Annotated in this window: 14 protein-coding genes and 1 pseudogene; 8 read left to right on the forward strand and 7 right to left on the reverse strand. The window is 59.6% G+C overall.

Annotated features, from left to right (window positions below):
* Positions 1 to 73: 73 nt before the first annotated feature.
* The 3 genes from CO666_RS09580 to gloA all read right to left on the reverse strand — a co-directional run bounded on the left by CO666_RS09580 (position 74) and on the right by gloA (position 3,110).
* The gene (locus CO666_RS09580; RefSeq protein WP_097611847.1) at positions 74 to 1,483 is read right to left on the reverse strand and encodes an FAD-binding oxidoreductase; all 1,410 of its coding nucleotides are present in this window, start codon (positions 1,481 to 1,483) and stop codon (positions 74 to 76) included.
* Between the two features lie 198 nt (positions 1,484 to 1,681).
* Entirely contained in the window at positions 1,682 to 2,635 is a 954-nt protein-coding gene (locus CO666_RS09585) for a C-terminal binding protein (protein ID WP_097611848.1), read from the reverse strand.
* A 64-nt stretch (positions 2,636 to 2,699) separates the two neighbouring features.
* Complete coding sequence (gene gloA / locus CO666_RS09590; RefSeq protein WP_097611849.1) at positions 2,700 to 3,110, reverse strand: lactoylglutathione lyase; 411 nt, start codon at positions 3,108 to 3,110, stop codon at positions 2,700 to 2,702.
* A gap of 678 nt (positions 3,111 to 3,788) precedes the next feature.
* Between gloA and CO666_RS09595 the strand changes: the two genes are divergently transcribed.
* The 5 genes from CO666_RS09595 (at position 3,789) to CO666_RS09615 (ending at position 8,672) form a co-directional block, all read left to right on the forward strand.
* The gene (locus CO666_RS09595; RefSeq protein ID WP_097611850.1) at positions 3,789 to 4,901 is read left to right on the forward strand and encodes an ABC transporter ATP-binding protein; all 1,113 of its coding nucleotides are present in this window, start codon (positions 3,789 to 3,791) and stop codon (positions 4,899 to 4,901) included.
* 34 nt (positions 4,902 to 4,935) lie between these two features.
* Complete coding sequence (locus CO666_RS09600; RefSeq protein ID WP_097611851.1) at positions 4,936 to 6,372, forward strand: extracellular solute-binding protein; 1,437 nt, start codon at positions 4,936 to 4,938, stop codon at positions 6,370 to 6,372.
* Positions 6,369 to 7,328 carry a carbohydrate ABC transporter permease gene (locus CO666_RS09605; protein WP_097611852.1) on the forward strand — a complete coding sequence of 320 codons (960 nt, stop codon included), beginning with the start codon at positions 6,369 to 6,371 and terminating at the stop codon, positions 7,326 to 7,328. The genes CO666_RS09600 and CO666_RS09605 overlap by 4 nt, the downstream gene beginning before the upstream one ends.
* 47 nt (positions 7,329 to 7,375) lie before the next feature.
* A complete protein-coding gene (locus CO666_RS09610; protein WP_097611853.1) occupies positions 7,376 to 8,245 on the forward strand; it encodes a carbohydrate ABC transporter permease in 870 nt (289 codons plus the stop codon).
* A 178-nt stretch (positions 8,246 to 8,423) separates the two neighbouring features.
* The gene (locus CO666_RS09615) at positions 8,424 to 8,672 is read left to right on the forward strand and encodes a hypothetical protein (protein WP_143540280.1); all 249 of its coding nucleotides are present in this window, start codon (positions 8,424 to 8,426) and stop codon (positions 8,670 to 8,672) included.
* Positions 8,673 to 8,830: 158 nt separating this feature from the next.
* Here CO666_RS09615 and CO666_RS09620 read toward each other — a convergent pair.
* Positions 8,831 to 9,055 (reverse strand): annotated as a pseudogene (locus CO666_RS09620) (helix-turn-helix domain-containing protein); the annotation flags it as partial.
* A 289-nt stretch (positions 9,056 to 9,344) separates the two neighbouring features.
* Between CO666_RS09620 and CO666_RS09625 the strand changes: the two are divergent.
* The 3 genes from CO666_RS09625 to CO666_RS09635 all read left to right on the forward strand — a co-directional run bounded on the left by CO666_RS09625 (position 9,345) and on the right by CO666_RS09635 (position 12,441).
* Positions 9,345 to 9,644, forward strand: coding sequence for a hypothetical protein (locus tag CO666_RS09625; protein ID WP_097611855.1), 300 nt, complete (start codon positions 9,345 to 9,347; stop codon positions 9,642 to 9,644).
* A gap of 126 nt (positions 9,645 to 9,770) precedes the next feature.
* On the forward strand, positions 9,771 to 11,504 hold the full coding sequence (locus tag CO666_RS09630) for a tetratricopeptide repeat protein (RefSeq protein ID WP_097611856.1): 1,734 nt from the start codon (positions 9,771 to 9,773) through the stop codon (positions 11,502 to 11,504).
* Between the two features lie 154 nt (positions 11,505 to 11,658).
* Positions 11,659 to 12,441 (forward strand): hypothetical protein, encoded by a 783-nt coding sequence (locus CO666_RS09635; RefSeq protein ID WP_097611857.1) that lies wholly within the window; start codon positions 11,659 to 11,661, stop codon positions 12,439 to 12,441.
* Positions 12,442 to 12,475: 34 nt separating this feature from the next.
* On the opposite strand, the gene CO666_RS09640 is transcribed toward CO666_RS09635, so the two are convergent.
* The 3 genes from CO666_RS09640 to CO666_RS09650 all read right to left on the reverse strand — a co-directional run bounded on the left by CO666_RS09640 (position 12,476) and on the right by CO666_RS09650 (position 16,245).
* Positions 12,476 to 13,465 carry an HAD family hydrolase gene (locus tag CO666_RS09640; RefSeq protein ID WP_097612211.1) on the reverse strand — a complete coding sequence of 330 codons (990 nt, stop codon included), beginning with the start codon at positions 13,463 to 13,465 and terminating at the stop codon, positions 12,476 to 12,478.
* A gap of 14 nt (positions 13,466 to 13,479) precedes the next feature.
* On the reverse strand, positions 13,480 to 14,460 hold the full coding sequence (locus CO666_RS09645; protein ID WP_097611858.1) for a formylglycine-generating enzyme family protein: 981 nt from the start codon (positions 14,458 to 14,460) through the stop codon (positions 13,480 to 13,482).
* A gap of 141 nt (positions 14,461 to 14,601) precedes the next feature.
* On the reverse strand, positions 14,602 to 16,245 hold the full coding sequence (locus tag CO666_RS09650; RefSeq protein WP_097611859.1) for an arylsulfatase: 1,644 nt from the start codon (positions 16,243 to 16,245) through the stop codon (positions 14,602 to 14,604).
* Positions 16,246 to 16,406: the final 161 nt, after the last annotated feature.

Genomic DNA, 16,406 nt, shown 5'->3' on the forward strand with positions numbered 1-16,406 from the left:
CACAGATTGAGACGGATAGTGCAATGATCGAGCAAGCGCTACCGGTGTTGACGGACCGATGACACGCATCCCATCAGGGGATAACTTTTCCGGGATTCAAAATTCCACGCGGATCGATAGCGGTCTTGATCCGCTCCATGATATGTGTTTTGCCCTCGGCGCCGTAGCGCCTAAGCAGGTCGAGCTTAACGCGTCCAATCCCGTATTCGGCGCTGAATGTGCCGCCCATCTCAAAAGCCAGCTGATAAATTTCAGGAGAGATTTCCCGTTCAACCCGGTCCTTGAAGGCGTTCTGGTCGATCCCAATGGGCGGGACAATGTTAAAGTGGACGTTACCGTCGCCAACATGGCCGTAGATCGAGAGAATGGCATCGTCCCGATGTTTTTTGACAAGGCGGGACGCCGATTCGATAAAGGCCGAAAGGCGGGAGGTTCGAACCGCGATGTCGTGCTTGACGGATCCGCCGTGGTGGACTTCCGCTTCAGGAATGCTCTCGCGCAAATACCAAAGGGCAGCCCGCTGTTGTTGGCTCGCGGCTATTGTGCCGTCACCGATCATTCCGCTTTCAAGGAGCTCGGCAAGAAGCGCGTTCATGCATTCCTCGAGGTTCAGAATGGGAGAGACCGTCGCGGCCTCCAGAACGACATAGTGCTCGCTTTCATCCGGCAGTGGATGGCGAAGGTGCTTTTTGGCGGTCAGAAGCAGGTTCAAGGACGCGCTCGAGATATATTCGAATGACGTGATCGCTTCTCCGCTTTGGATCTGGGCGGCATTGAGAATGGCACTGAGCGAGGAGATATCGCGAACCGCCAGGAAGGCAGTGATCGTCTGGCACGATTTTCTCATCAGTTTAAGGGAAACGCCGGTGATGATGCCCAGTGTCCCCTCAGCTCCGATAAAAAGCTGTTTCACGTCATAGCCGGAGTTATTTTTGCGTAGCGGGTTTAGTTCGCTATATATTGAACCATCAGGCAATACCGCCTCGAGCCCGAGCACCAGGTCGCGCGTCATTCCGTATCGCACGACGTTGATTCCCCCCGCGTTGGTCGACAGATTGCCACCGAGACGGCAGGATTGCTGCGAGCCCAAGGCAAGGGGCAGCAGCAGGCCCGCCTCGTCGGCCGCGCGCTGCAAATCGGCAAGTATCATTCCGGCATCGGCGGTGACCGAGAGATTTTCCTTGTCGAGGTCGCGCAGCCGGTTCATTTTCTCAAGGCTGATCAGCAATTCCCGCCCATCGGCGTTTGGCGTGGCGGCCGTGCAATAGCTGGTATTTCCGCCTTGCGGCACGATACCAACCCGATGTTTCGCGCACACACGGATGATCGTCTGAACGTCAGCCGTGTGGCGTGGGCGCAGCAACGCCGTTGTTGCTCCCGTATACTGCCGACGAAAATCCGTAAGGTAGGACGACAGGATATCCTGATCCCTTGTTACTAACTCGGCAGGCAGTTCCAAAAGCGCGTTGTCGATATTTTGCATCGCGTTGTTGTTCCGGTTGTCGACATCTGACGTTCAAGCCCTGCCGCCAATCACCTGGAAGTATGACGCCGCCGTTCCAATCACATTTAACCGTGGCGGCCTCATCTTTCTTGACCCATACATTGTCGGTTCCGTGATATTTGGGCCGTGTACCACTGCGAGGAGGCGGAAATCAGGACCGATGACATCGCGACCCTGTCACCGCGTGACAAGATCCGGCAGGGGTTCACCTTGTAGCGCTCGCCTCGCTCTTTCAACAGCCTGTTCCTGCAGCGCGTCGAGTGACGTCGTCGATCGCCAAGCCACATGCGGCGTGAAGAGGGTATTGGGCGCATCACGCAAGGGGTGGCCGGCAGGCAAAGGCTCCTGGGCGAATGTGTCGAGCCCGGCACCGGCGATGGTTCCCGCGCGCAGGGCGGCGGCGAGCGCCTCCTCATCGATGAGCCCTCCCCGGGACACGTTGATGATAACCGCGTTGCGGCGCATACGTTTCAGTACCTCAGCCGATATCAGGTGGCGCGTCTCGTCTGTGAGTGGCAAATGCAGCGAAACAACATCCGACTCCTCCAGCACCTGCTTCAATGAGGCGGCCGTGACGTCCTTGAACGTCGAGATCGGGTCAAACGCATGGACCTTGGCGCCGATGGCCGCCCACCATGTCGCGACCAACCGTCCGATGCGGCCAGTTCCCACAACGCCAACCCGCAGGTTGGACAGCTTTGGTGCATCAAGACCGATCACCCCGGCCCATTCGCCGGCCCCGATAGCCGCATGGCCCTGCGGAATACGCCGTGCCAGCGCTAGCCCCATCGCCAGGGCATGCGAGGCCACTTCCTCGGAAGCCGTATCCGGCACGATTGTCACAGGCACACCGAGCCTATTGGCGGCCGCGACATCAATATTGTCATAGCCGACACCGTATCGCACGACCGCCTTGCAGCGCCGCAATAACCCGAATTCCTCCGCGGTCATCTTGGCGTAGGGGGTCATCATGACAACCTCCGCCTCGGCCATATGGGCGCGGAATGATGCCTGATCCTCGGCCACGACAATCTCACGGCGCAAGCGTTCGGCGAGGGCGCGTTCCCGATCGACATTCGGGAACCGATGGGGGGCGACAAGAATAATTCCCGTTTCGTTTTCGATGGTCATCCTGATTATCTCCGCGGTCGAGGCTGGCATCCAGGCGCCAGAATTGGTGTGATACTGACGAATGTCAGCCGAGAGTATCGAGGTCGATCAACTCGATCTTGTAGCCGTCGGGATCCTCCACGAAGGCGATCACGGTCGTTCCGTGCTTCATGGGCCCCGCGGGGCGCGGGATTTTGGCGCCACTCGCCGCCAGTTCATCGCAGACGGCGTAAATTTTCCTGACACCGAGCGCGATATGTCCGTAACCCGTGCCTAGGTCATAGGCGGCTTCCTGCTCCCAATTGTGCGTGAGCTCGACAACGGCATTGGATTCCTCGGGACCGTAGCCAACGAAGGCGATAGTGAACTTGCCTTCTGGATAATCGAGTCTGCGCAGCAACGTCATTCCAAGTAGGCGCGTGTAGAAATCAATCGACTTATCGAGATCCCTGACACGCACCATCGTGTGCAGGACCCGGAATTTTGGCTCGCTCATTCAACTTTCCTTCTCTATTGCCTGTCTGGCTATCATGCCGCGATACGTTGACGACTGTTGCCCATAGGCGTCTCAATTGCTGCTTGGCGACACTTCGGTCACGACAATGGTCGCGATGCGCGTTGATGTCATGGGGGCGCGGGGCCGCCGTGCTATCCCCATGGCATTGGTATGCGAAATGCGGGCCATAGGTTCTCACTACCCCACGACGCGCGCCAATCCCCGAGGCGTCCGGCGCGGTCCGACGTCGCGTCCACGCCAATCCATCGCATAGGGTCAATGAATACAATGATCCAACAAACTGTCAATAGGATCATGTGATCCATTATCTTTTTTCCGCTTGGCAAGATCGCTGAAACGCTCGTCAGGCGTCGCGGTGGAAGGCGGCGCTCCCCAAACCCCATTGGCCGATTTCGCGGGAAAATGGCGTTCCTGACGCTGAGCGATTCCTGGACGGACGACAAATGTGCCGCGTGGATCACATGATCCTCTTGACAGATATCTGGATCATAGTGTTCACTTGATCCAACAATATGAAGGGGAATGAGGGCGGGAAAAGTTGGGTCTTGCGCCTTGTTTGCAAGTTTGCGGGGCACGTCCCCTCAAACGCACCGAAGGCGGATTTGCTCTTCGGCAAAGTCAAGTTCACCAACAAGCCAACCCTCTGGAGGAGAGCTTATGACTTCGGTCACTTTCGCGAATGTCTGGAAGCAATTTGGCACGCACACCGCTATCGAGGACCTCAATCTCGAAATCAGGGATGGCGAGTTCATGGTGTTCGTCGGCCCGTCCGGATGCGGAAAGACGACGACGCTTAGAATGCTGGCGGGCTTGGAAACTCCAACCTACGGAAAGATCCTGCTTGGTCGTGATGATGTCACGCTGACGTCGCCCGGACGCCGCAACATTTCCATGGTCTTCCAAAGTTACGCGCTTTATCCGCACATGACCGTTCGTCAGAATCTGGCTTTCGGCCCACAGATCCGGCACGAGAACAAGTCCGAGATCGCCGCCAGCATCGATAAGGTCGCGAAGCTTGTCGGACTTGAGACACTGTTGAACCGGCACCCTAGCGAGCTTTCGGGCGGACAGCGCCAGCGTGTGGCTCTGGCGCGCTCGATGATCCGTCGGCCACGCATCTTTCTGCTCGACGAACCGCTGTCGAATCTTGACGCGAGCCTGCGCACCCACATGCGAACCGAGATCGCCGAATTGCAACGCCAGTTGGGTGTCACGGCCGTCTATGTCACCCACGACCAGGTCGAGGCGATGACGATGGGGCACCGGATCGCGGTGTTCGATCACGGTCGCATTCTCCAGGTCGCGACCCCCGCCGAGCTTTATAGGGCGCCGGCCAACAAGGTTGTCGGCAGGTTCATCGGATCCCCCCGCATGAATATCCTTCCAGCAACGGTGAATGTCGAGGGCGATAGGGTAAACGTGCGTTGCTTCGGCACGACCTTTTCGATGCAGGGTCGAACCTTCACCAGGGACCGGCTCTCGGACAAGATCGAGTTGGGTATTCGGCCGGACGAGATTCAATGGGTGAAGGATGCGCCATCAAGATGCACCGAGAAAATCACCGGCGTTGTGACCTCGCTTGAAACGACCGGGTCGGACACGTTCGTCCTGGTCAATGTCGAGGGAACGGAAGTCAATTCCAAATTTCCGAGCTTTGCTCCTGTGAGGCGCGGGGACGCGGTCGAGTTGGTCTTTGATCCTGCAGACCTGCATTTTTTCGATGCGGAAACTGGAGAGAGCTTAAAGGCGACGTCGGCCATTCACAACTAAACTGGAACGAAATCTGAACTGGGAGATAACGTTGATGTTCAAAAGCATAATTGCATATACTTCCCGCAGGAAAGAAATTGACCGATCGACGGTCACCAGCCCTGTTGACCGGGCACTGCGCAATGTTGTGCTGGCGGGACTTCTCGCCACGGCCGGCCTGTCGACAGCGTCGGTGAATGCCGCCCAGGCCGCGACTGTCAAGGTCGCGTTCAGCCTAAACTGGACCTTCGCTGATCCCAAGCTCGCGCAAAAATGGTTTGGCAACGTCAAGACCGAGTTCGAGGCCAAGCATCCCGGCGATACGCTGGAGTTGATCCCGGTCCCCGGGACCTATGACGACTTCATCACCAAGCTCAGCCTGCTTTACAATTCGCCGGACACCAAGCCTGATATCGTCCAGTACTTCGACATCAATGTCGGCCAGTTTGCGGGGAGCGACCTGCTTTCGTCGCTCGACGACAAGGTTGCCGACGCCGCGTGGTGGAAGGACACCCCCGTCCCCGTCCAAGAAGCGGGTAAATACGACGGCAAGGTCTACTCAGTAGCGCAGGGAATAAACACCTATGGCATCCTCTTTGACCGGACGCTGACCGAAAAGGCCGGGTTGCCAAAGGATTGGAAGCCTAAGAACTGGAAGGACATCCTCGACGGCGCTCGGGCGATCAAGAAGACGTCCCCGGATGCCTCGCCGCTCTACGTGATCACCGGGACCGCGCAAGGCACGTTCGGCGTCGTGGCCGGCCCCGGCCTCCTTCTTTCCGCCTCAAGCAACCCGACGATTTTTGATCCCGCCACGAATAAATGGGTGGTCGATAGCAAGGGGATTCGCGAGGTCTTGAACTTCTACAAGACGGCCGCCTCCGAAGGGCTCCTGGCGCCATCCTCGCAAATCATGGATCCGAACGGCGCGACCCATCCGGCCGAGGCGCTGCACGATCACAAATTCGGGATCACTTTCGCTGGCAACTGGATCCCGATCTTCTGGAGCAAGGACATCTGCGCGCCTTGCTGGGACGACAAGGAAGAGACAATCGGCTTTAGCGAAATTCCGACCGCGGAGGGTCAGCAGCCGGGAATCGCGGCGAGTTTCAATGGCGTCGTGCTGTCGATCTCCAAAAACCCGTCCAATGCCGATCTTGCTTGGTCCGCGATCGAAATCATGCAGGCAAAGGAAAATCTGCTGAACATTGCGGCTTGGGTTCCGGTCGTTCCCGCAACGGCCTCGCTCAAGACGGACAAGTCTTATCTCTCCCTGACACGGGAGCCGTTCCAGAAAGCATTCGCCGATCTGAGCTCAACCTCGAGAAGCATGCCCTCGCAGGCTGAGTTCCCGATTTGGGGGAATGCGTTTCAGCAGGCAACCCAGGCCATGGTGTTGAAGCCCGAGACGACGATCGACGAGGGTGTTAAGATCCTGCGATCCTACATGGCCACGCAGGTGGGCGAGGAAAACCTGGAGACCTTGCCGTGAACCAAAAGCGCTCAATAAGAGCCGACGGAGGGCCAGTTTATCAAACTGGCCCTCAGAGCGTCGCCAGCCGCGATGGGCCGGCCCGGGCGCGGCTCGACCAGCCCCGCGTCAACCCGATTAGTTTTGTCCTTCTTTCCCCGGCCGCGGTGCTACTGTGCACGTTTTTCCTTGGGCCGGTGCTCTACGCGATCTATCTCGGTTTCACCAATCTGCAGCTGATCGGAATCCATGCCGTCAACTACCGATTCACCGGTGTCACGAATATCGCGTTCCTGCTGAGCGACGCCGTCTTCTACAAGTCGCTCTGGTTGACAATTGTTTTCGTGGTCGGATCGGGCGCGATCGCGACCACCCTGTTGGGACTAATCCTCGCGTTGTCGCTGCAGAACTGCATCGCTCCGATCCGCTGGGTCGCCAGTGCCGCCGCGATCTTGGCTTGGACACTACCTCCGACGACGATTGCCTTCCTGTGGATGGCGACAAGCACACAATCTGGCCTGATCGCCATCCTCGCCGGCAATACACGCCTCGACCTTCTTTATCAGAACGCGATGCTTATAGTCTCGACGGCGAATGCCTGGTCACTGGCCGGTCTCGCGATGACGATGTTCTCGGCGGCGCTTCGCAATATCCCCGGCGATCTGATAGAGGCCGCCCAATTGGAGGGCTCCTCACCGCTCCAGTCGCTGATGCGCATAACACTTCCGCTGCTAAAACCAACGATTGTCACCTGCGCACTGCTGATGATGCTGATGACCTTCGGCAATTTTACACTGATCTACCTCATGACCGGCGGTGGACCAGGTAACGATACGAATATTCTGCCGGTATATACGTACCAACAGGGCTTCAAATTCCATAACCTTGGCTACGCGGCTTTGCTCGGCAATGTCATGGTGCTGCTTTCCGCACTGCTTGGAGGCATGTTTGTTTGGGCAACCAAGACGCGTCGGTGAACATTCCGTCATCCTGCCCATGTTCTAAAAGAGAGAAGGCGACCTCAATGCAGACGATTCCAGTTGAGCGCATGCCAAGCCCGCCACCGGGGCTAACGCCAAACCGGCCAAGCAAGATCACAACGGAGAGGATTGTCAGCAATTCCTCCGCGCTCATCCTGGCGGCGTTCTTTGCCTTGCCGATGTTATGGATGGTGCTCGCATCGATCGATCATGGCGCGACCAATCAGCTGAAAGCTCCCGAGCTAACGGCGGAGCACTACTGGGTCGCGATCCAGGCGGATAATCTCGTCGCGCTTGGCAACAGCCTTTTGCTCTCCGTGATCGCGACCGTCATCGGGACGGCGGCAGCGTTTGTCGCCGCATACGTGTTCTCCAAGCACAACGTTCCCTACAAAAACCCTATCTTGCTCACGATCCTCTTTCTCTCGGGCGTTCCGATATCGATATTGATCGTGCCGGTCTACAAGATGTTCGCGACACTTGGCTGGTTGTCCATCATTCCGACGGGTGTCTTGCTGGGCGTGACAGCAATTCCTTTTCAAATCTATCAGTTGAAGAACTTCATCGACGCCGTGCCACCCGAGCTTGAGGAAGCGGCGGCGCTGGAACAAGCCAGCACCCTGCAGATCTTGTTGCGTGTGATACTCCCACTGACAAAACCTGGTCTGGCGTCGTCGGCGATCTTTGGTTTTGTCAACGCGTGGGGCAATTTCCTGTTGCCGGTGATTTTGATCAACAGCTTGGCTGACCAGCCTGCGCCTGTTCATCTTTTCGGATTCATGGGATCGAACTCGATCGATTACGGCGCCATAGCTGCCTATTCCATTGTATATTCGTTGCCGGTGATCGTTCTGTTCCTGGGAATGTCACGGCAATTCAAGGCGGGCTTTGCCCTCGGAGGCGCGGTAAAGTGACAGCGCGCTGTCAAGCAAAACGATTGATGGTGAAGTCAAGCTACAATCGCCGCCGTTTTTCATGGCACAGAGGTCCTCGACATGACCCATTCGTTGAAGGTCGAGGCTAGATCAGGAACTCGTGATATTGCTTGCTAGCCTACTCGCCCTCCAGCTCAGCGCACCCTACGTTTGGTTCATGCGGTCGATTTTTCGCGGCATCGTGGTTCTCGGCGGTGGCCTGGGATTAGCCGGTGTCGCCGCGCCACCCGTCAGCGTGATTTATGTCCTCGGGTTTCTCGCCGCCGTGGTTCTTTTGCATGCGCTTGGAAAGGCCTTCGCTCGGTCGATCGTCAGTATCGACGACGGCTACGGGCCGATCGCCACGCGAACCGATGGCGGTTTCACGGCCTTTTCAGGTTTAGGGGTTGGGGCAGGAGTCTTATAAGGTTCAGCGATTACGATGAACGAAAGCCAACATATTCCCGTTGCTCATCCGTGGAAAGGCGATCACAAATTGGAACGACGAGAGTGCGAAACGCGGATTATCCCCTTAACGGTCGCAGAAACACGACCGTTCGCTGAGCACGCGCCGCAGTTGCAAAGGACCGCGCGCGCCAGCAGCGGCGCAATACTGAAGCCAAAGGCTTCTCCGATGGCCCCTGCCCTGTTGCGGCGCGCATAGCGCTTTCCGTTCGGGCTGTCCTTGCGCAAGATCAGGCCGGCCTCGACCAGCACGGCAAGATGCCGCCGGAGCGTGGCCGGCGTCATTCCCCGGGCACGCAGCGACAGCTGCGCGTTCGACGGGAAGACGATCAGGCCCTTCTCCTCGCAACCGCAAAGCTGAAGTGTCCTGTTTCTGCAAAGTTGGAGCGCTCGCGTCCGAGCAGCGGACGGTCAGTCCGATCCGCGTGCGGCGGGAGACAACAGTCGTGGCGGTCGGCATTTCGAACTCCCAGGCGATTGCGGCGATAGCGCTGCCTCACGCGGGAGTGCGTGACTTGAAACGCAGGCCCGGCTCAGGCGTAAATGAGCTGAGATTTACGGTAACGTACTTCCCCGGCTTGGCGGTATCGGCATAATCGATCGATCAACGTTGATCGGGAGGCCGGACGGTCCGATGGACAAGCAGAGCGGCACCGACAGGCACGGTTCCGGGGCCGCCCAGAGGGGGCTGTGGCGGCTCATGCTGAAGCTGCCCGCCATGCGCGGACGGCTTCAGCTTCTGGCGGCAAAATCATCCTCGCTGGACGATCTCTTCGAGGCCTATGAGGAGGCCAGCGCCACTCTGGATCGGATGTCGCAGGGGCGCACCAGGGACGAATGCCCGCTTATGGAGGAATACGAATCCGTATGCGCCGAGATTGAATCTGATGTCATCCACTATGTTCTCCAGCACCCTTTGAACGTGCCGCATTGACACGCCATTCGCGCCGAAGTCGATCGAGCCCAGGCTTCATGAGCGCTCCATGTTGCAACTCATTGCCATCTCGGCCATAAATTAGCTTATTCTACTTTAGCTTAAACAAGGTGTGCGGGGGCTGCCATGAATGCTGAAGTACACGACTTGAAGGCTTGTGAAGTTTCCACCGACGAAGCCAGAGCCGAACTCGAAAGGTTGCTTGCCGACAGCCGCTTTCGGGCCACGGAGCGCCAGAAGGACATCCTCAGATATTTGGCCGAGCGCCGTTTCAACGGCTGCCAAGAGGGGGTGAAGGCCTATTCCGTGGCGCTCGATGTTCTCGGGCGGCCGAGCGGCTTCGATGCCTCGACCGATCCGATCGTCCGTATCGAGATCAGCCGCCTGCGATCGGCGCTTGACGCCTATTACCAGGCATTCCGGGCGGCCGACAAGGTCACCATCCACATTCCGAAGGGCATGTATATCGCCCTCTTCCCGGGGAGTCTGATCCCGCACGAACCGGACGACGAGGCCCATGCCGGTTTGGAAACCGCCGTTGAAAGCCAGCCGCCGGTCTTGATGCCCGAAGCTCCCGTTCAGCCCGTGCGCCCGCGCAGTGGAATTCGCCTGACCGCCGTTGCAACTGGGCTGGCCCTTGCGATCGGCGCTGCTGTGGGCATTAAACTGTTCGTCCAACGGCCTGCCATGACGAAGAAGCCGACCGTCTATGTCATGATGACGGCGGCCGAGGCCGGGAGGCAGGGTGAAGCGAGCCAGACGCGCGACACATTGATGACGGCACTGACGCAATTCGCGACGCTGACCGTCGCCAAACCCGGTTATTCCCGCGTCCGTTCGAGCGCCCGGTTCGGCAGAAGCTACGAAATCGATATGAAATACTATGCGGATGCCGACGACCGGAGCATCTGGTGGCAGATCGCCGACAGCGAAACGGGCGATCGCCTCAAATCCGGCCTCGAGAAAGTGGATGTCGGCGGTAAGAGCCCGGCTTCGGCGCGGGAGGAAATGGCCGCAGGACTGGCGCAGCATTTTGCGGCCACGCGAGGCGTCATCAACAATATCGAGATCCATGACAGCCCGGAAGATGCACTTGGCAATGCCTGTGTCCTCAGGGCGGAGTACGCGCTCGATGAAGGCGGTGCGGACCGAGTGTTGAGGAACCGGGATTGCCTGGAGCGGAGCCTGGCGGCGGCTCCGGGCGATTCCGATGCAACGGCGCTCCTCTCGCGCGTGCTGCTTGCCGGGAAAGACGCTTCGCTTGATCCCGCTGTCAGATCGCGCGCACTGGAACTTGCCAAGCGTGCGGTCTCGTCGGCCCCGATGTCGGACAGAGCGCAGGTCGCTCTGATGACGGCGCAGTTTTCCGCCGGACGCACGCAGGCGGCCGTCCAGGCCGGGAACCGTGCCGTGGAACTCAATCCGAACAATAGCGATGCGGCGGCAAAACTCGCTTTGGTGCTCTATCTCTCGGGTTACAAGGATGCCGGCGTCGAGATGGCGCGCGATGCGGGCCGCTTCGCGGAAACGGCGCCGCGCGACGCCATGCTGGTGCTTGCGCTCGACGCCTATCGGACAGGACGCTACTCAGAGGCGTCGCTGCTGGCGGAGCAGATCAACTGCACGGATTTCATGGTGGCGACGCTCAGGGCTGCCGCCCTTGGCCAGCTGAGTTCGCCGGAGGCGCATGAACGGCTCCTGGAAATCAAGAACAAGGACCCGGAATTCGAGCGGACCTTTCATGACAGGGTGGCGTCCTGGCGCCTGCAGCCGGATATCGCCGCGGAACTGGAGGTTGGCCTGGTCAAGGCCGGCGCGCAGGTCGATCCGGGCGCAGGCCCCAGTATGGCGAAGCCGTAGAGCGATGGCAGACGCACTGCCGCCGTCGGTAAAGGCTTGCCGGAACAGCGTAATTTACGGCGTCGTTTACTGTAACGTACTTCCCGGCCGGCCTCCGGCGATGTTCCTATGCAAGCGCGGCACCATGAGACTGCAGAGGAAAGGAACATCTGCGATGCGATCGACTGCAGTCTGCCTGTCACTGTTGCTGCTTGTCGTCTCTTCAGCGGTGAAGGCCGCCGATATCGCGCCGCTGGTTGCGCCGCAGCCGAAGTCCGAAGAAGCCGACCGCTGGAGCTTTTCCGTATCGCCATATTTCTGGGCTGCCGGGATCACCGGTGACAGCGGCGTCTTCGGACTGCCCGAGGTTCATACGAACGAGAGCTTCGGCGATGTTCTGAGAGGCATCGACTTTGGCTTCATGATGGCCGGTGATGCCCGCTACGGGCCCTACAGTATCGTTGGCGATATTACCTACGCCAGGATCACGGCGGACTCGGCGACGCCGAAGGGCATACTGGCAGATGAAGTCGACCTCAAGTCCGAAACCTTCACGGCAATGCTTGGCGTCGGCTATTCGGTTCTCGAGGACGAGAAGGGCAGGCTCGATGTCATCGGTGGCGTCAAGCTGTGGTCGGTGGAAACGACGATCTCTTTCAACGGCGGGCCGCTTGATGACGTCTCGAACCGGGATGACGCGACCTGGGTGGACGCTATGGTCGGCTTGCGCGGCGTGTATTCGATCACGCCGACCGTCTATCTCACGGGATGGGGGTTGATCGGCGCCGGCGGAGCCGACCTCGACTGGGACGTCATGGGCGGCATCGGCTATAAATGGAACGATTCCATATCAGCCTTCCTCGGATACCGTGCGCTCGGCGTGAACTACAGTAATGACAGCTTGACCAACGACATCGTCGAGCACGGCCCGATCCTGGGCGCCGTCTTCCATTTCTGACGCTTGCGGTGATGCGCCAGGCGCATCGACGGCATCACGGCTCGAAGGCGAAGATCGTCTTCCAGTCGTTCTTCATGTCGACGACCAGCCAGTTGCGCCGCTCGGCTTCGTCGAGCGCCGTGTCCAGCTTGCCGATGGATGATTGCCGGTCATAGGCATATTCGCGGTCGCCATCGGTATGGTGGACAATCATCGCGAAGCCCGGTCCGTTGGCTGCTGTCGTCCAGCGCAGCATCTCGTAGTCGCCGTCCGAATTTCCCGCAGCGAAGATCGGCTTCCGGCCGATGAACTTGTTGATGCCAGCCGGCTTGCCCGGGCCGTCGTCGACGAAGTCGACCTTCGGCAGCCGCTTCAGTACCGGCACCTCGCCGACAAGAGCGTATTGCGTTACGATCGTGCTGCCGACCACCTGCTGGGGCGGGATGCCGTAAAGCTTCTCCATCACCGGCCGCATGAACTCGACACCGCCGCCCGAGACGATGTAGGTGGTGAAATCGTTGGCGCGCAAGTAGTCCAGCAGTTCCCGCATCGGGAGATAGGTCATGTCGGTATAGAGCCTGCCGGTCTTCGGATGCTTTGCGGCAGAAAACCAGTCGCTGACGATCCTGTTGAACTCATCCGTCGTCATTCCGGCATGGGTTGCCATGCCGAGTTCGACGACCCCCATCTCGCCGCCCCTTGCTATTCCCTTCAGGTCGTCGTCGAGAATGCTCTTGAACGGTTCTTTCGTCTTCCATTCGGGATGCTGCGGGGCAAGCGTCTTCACGCGGTCGAGCATGAAGCCGAGCTGGATATAATAGGGCTGTTCGCACCAGAGCGTTCCGTCATTGTCGAAGACGGCGATCCGGTCTTCCCTTGCGACATAGCCCGCGCCGCCCTCCGTTACGGTCGCCTTGACGAAATCGATGATGCGGCTTCTGGCAGCCGTGTCGTTCCATGAGGGAAGGAGATCCTGCGCGAAAACGGGCTGGGCCGCGACGAGGGTGAGGACGGCCGTCAGCGAAGCGAGGATCTTGGCAACCATGTGAAGCGCCTCGTTCATCCGGCGTCTCCTCGAACCTCAACTCTTTTGACGCAGCGAAAGCCGACATGGCTCGTCGAGGTGTCTTCCGGCTCGGCGTGGCGTGCCGCCGGCCGGTAGCGCCGGCAATAATTGGGGGCGCAGAGATGCGAGCCGCCCTTGAGCACGCGCCGTGCAATCCGGATCTCGGGCTGGCGGGGGTCATAGCTCGCCTCGGCATCGCCGCCCCGGGGATTGTTCGGAATGCAGCAGCTCTTGGCCGCCGGTTCGGGATGCCGGGTGGTCCAATAGTCGCCGGTCCATTCCCAGACATTGCCGATCATGTCGTAGAGGCCGTGGCCGTTCGGCGGAAACGATCGCACCGGCGATGTCCGCTCGTGGCCTTTCGGCTTGGTCGAATGCGTCGGAAACCTTCCCTGCCAGGTGTTGGCCATGAGCTTGCCGTCCGGCGTCAACGCGTCGCCCCAGGCGAACTCGGCGTCGTCGAGCCCGCCGCGGGCGGCGAACTCCCATTCGGCCTCCGTCGGCAGATCGAGCCCGGCCCAATCGGCATAGGCCCTTGCATCAGACCAGGCGACGTGCACGACCGGATGGTCGAGCTTGCCGCGCAGGTCGCTCAGGCCGCCGAGCGGCCGGCGCCAGCTGGCGCCGAATTTGAAAGTCCACCATTGCGAAATATCAGGCCCGCTGACCGCTTTCGGCTGAACGAAAAGCAGCGAGCCGGCCCGCAACATTTCCGGAAGCGCGCCCGGATAGTCCTTGGGGTCGGGTGTCTTCTCCGCCATCGTGACATGGCCCGTCGCCTTGACGAATTCCGCGAATTTGCGATTGGTCACCGGCGTCTCGTCGATCCAGAAGCCGTCGACCTTCACGGAGTGGGCGGGCGCTTCCTCGGGATAGTGATGGTCCGACCCCATGACGAACGTGCCCCCGGGAACCCAGATCATGCCGCCCTGCGCCCCGCCGGGCGTTGCAACCTCGTCGAATGCCAAAGCCATCGCCGCCTCCGGTTTCCTGCGCCGGCATGTTCGCCCGCCACCCGCCGTGGGGTAAGTACGCAACGGTAAATAGCGCCGGCATTTACGTTAGCGGGGTGTAAATGCCGGCCGCCGCGCCCCTTCCCTGCAGAACTCGGGCCGCTACTGTGCGTTGGCCGGGCTCTGGTCCAGCGACCGCATCAGCGCCTCGACCATCTGGTCGACGCTGAAGCTCGCGGGGCGCTGGCTCGGCGGATATTCCCGGAAGCTCTGAAGGAAGGGCGCCACACGCCAGACGCCGTACTGGATGAGATAGGCGTTTTTGGCGAGCCAATCGTAGTACTGGTCCGACACGACGTCCGCACGTTCATAGGGGTCCATTCTCAGGTTGAAGACCTTCGGAGCGCGCAGGCAGACGAAGGGGTCGGCCCATACCGTGAAGCCGCCCGGTTGACGCTGCTCGCAGAAGACGATCTTCCAGTTGGTATAGCGATAGGCGACCAGCTCGCCGTCATCGTTGAAGTAGAAAAACTCATCGCGCGCGGACTTATCCCCTTTACCTGTGAGGTAAGGCAGCTGGTTATAGCCGTCGAGATGCACCTTGAACTGGTTGCCGCCGATCGTCGTGCCCTTTGCCAGTTTTTCCTTGATGCCGGGATCGCCGGCCGCCGCCACCAGCGTCGGGAACCAGTCCAGCCCCGATATCATCTGGTTGGAAACCTCGCCGGCCTTGATCTGCCCCGGCCAGCGCACCATTGCCGGAACGCGGAAAGCACCCTCCCAGTTCGTATCCTTTTCGCTGCGGAACGATGTCGTGGCGGCATCGGGCCAGGACCACTGGTTCGGGCCGTTGTCTGTGGTATAGACGACGATGGTGTTGTCGGCGATATTGAGGTCATCAAGCGCCTTCAGCAATTTGCCCACGTCGCCGTCATGTTCGATCATGCCATCGGCATATTCGTTGCCGGGCATGCCGCTCTGGCCTTTCATCTGTTCCCGCACATGCGTGTAAACATGCATGCGCGTCGTATTCATCCAGGTGAAGAAGGGTTTTCCGGCCTTTGCCTGCCGGCCCATGAAATCGATCGCGGCTGCCGTCGTCTCGTCGTCGATCGTTTCCATGCGCTTTGTGTTCAGCGCACCCGTATCCTCGATCTTGCCATCGGCCGACGCCTTCAACACGCCGCGCGGCGAACTGGTGCGGACGAATTCCTGATCGTCCTTGGGATAATAGGGCCGCTCCGGCTCCTCCTCGGCATTCAGGTGGTAGAGATTGCCGTAGAATTCGTCGAAGCCATGCTTGATCGGGAGATATTCGTCGCGGTCGCCGAGATGGTTCTTGCCGAACTGGCCCGTCGCATAGCCGAGCGGCTTCAGCGCTTGGGCGATCGTGATGTCACGCGATTGCAGGCCGACGGTCGCGCCGGGAATGCCGACCTTGCAGAGGCCGGTGCGCAGGCAGACCTGGCCGGTGATGAAGGTGGAGCGCCCGGCCGTGCAACTGTTCTCGGCATAGTAGTCCGTGAACATCATGCCTTCCTTGGCAATGCGGTCGATATTCGGCGTGCGATAGCCCACCAGGCCGAAGGAATAGGCGCTGATATTCGTCTGGCCTACATCGTCGCCGAAGATGACGAGAATATTGGGCTTCGAGGTATCCTGGGGCGTTGCGGGTTCGGCGGCCGGAGCGGGTGCTGCGGGGGTAGCCTGCTGGGCCACCGCGGAGGAGAGGAAGGTCGTCGATGCCAACGTCATCGCGACTGCGACCGTCGCCGAAAACAGCTTCTGGGGGAAGGATATCGTCATGACGCCATCCCCTCTGATAGATCGTTCAACATGGCAGTCTCCCTTGCCGGGCGGCGCTGCCGCCGGATCTCAATCGTCGTCAGACGACGCCGGAGGAGACTTGTTCTTTATGGAGACGAGCGGAAGTACGTAACGGTAAATGCGCGTGTAACTGGGCGTAA

The organism is Rhizobium chutanense, from assembly GCF_002531935.1.
In the GTDB taxonomy this organism is placed as follows: domain Bacteria; phylum Pseudomonadota; class Alphaproteobacteria; order Rhizobiales; family Rhizobiaceae; genus Rhizobium; species Rhizobium chutanense.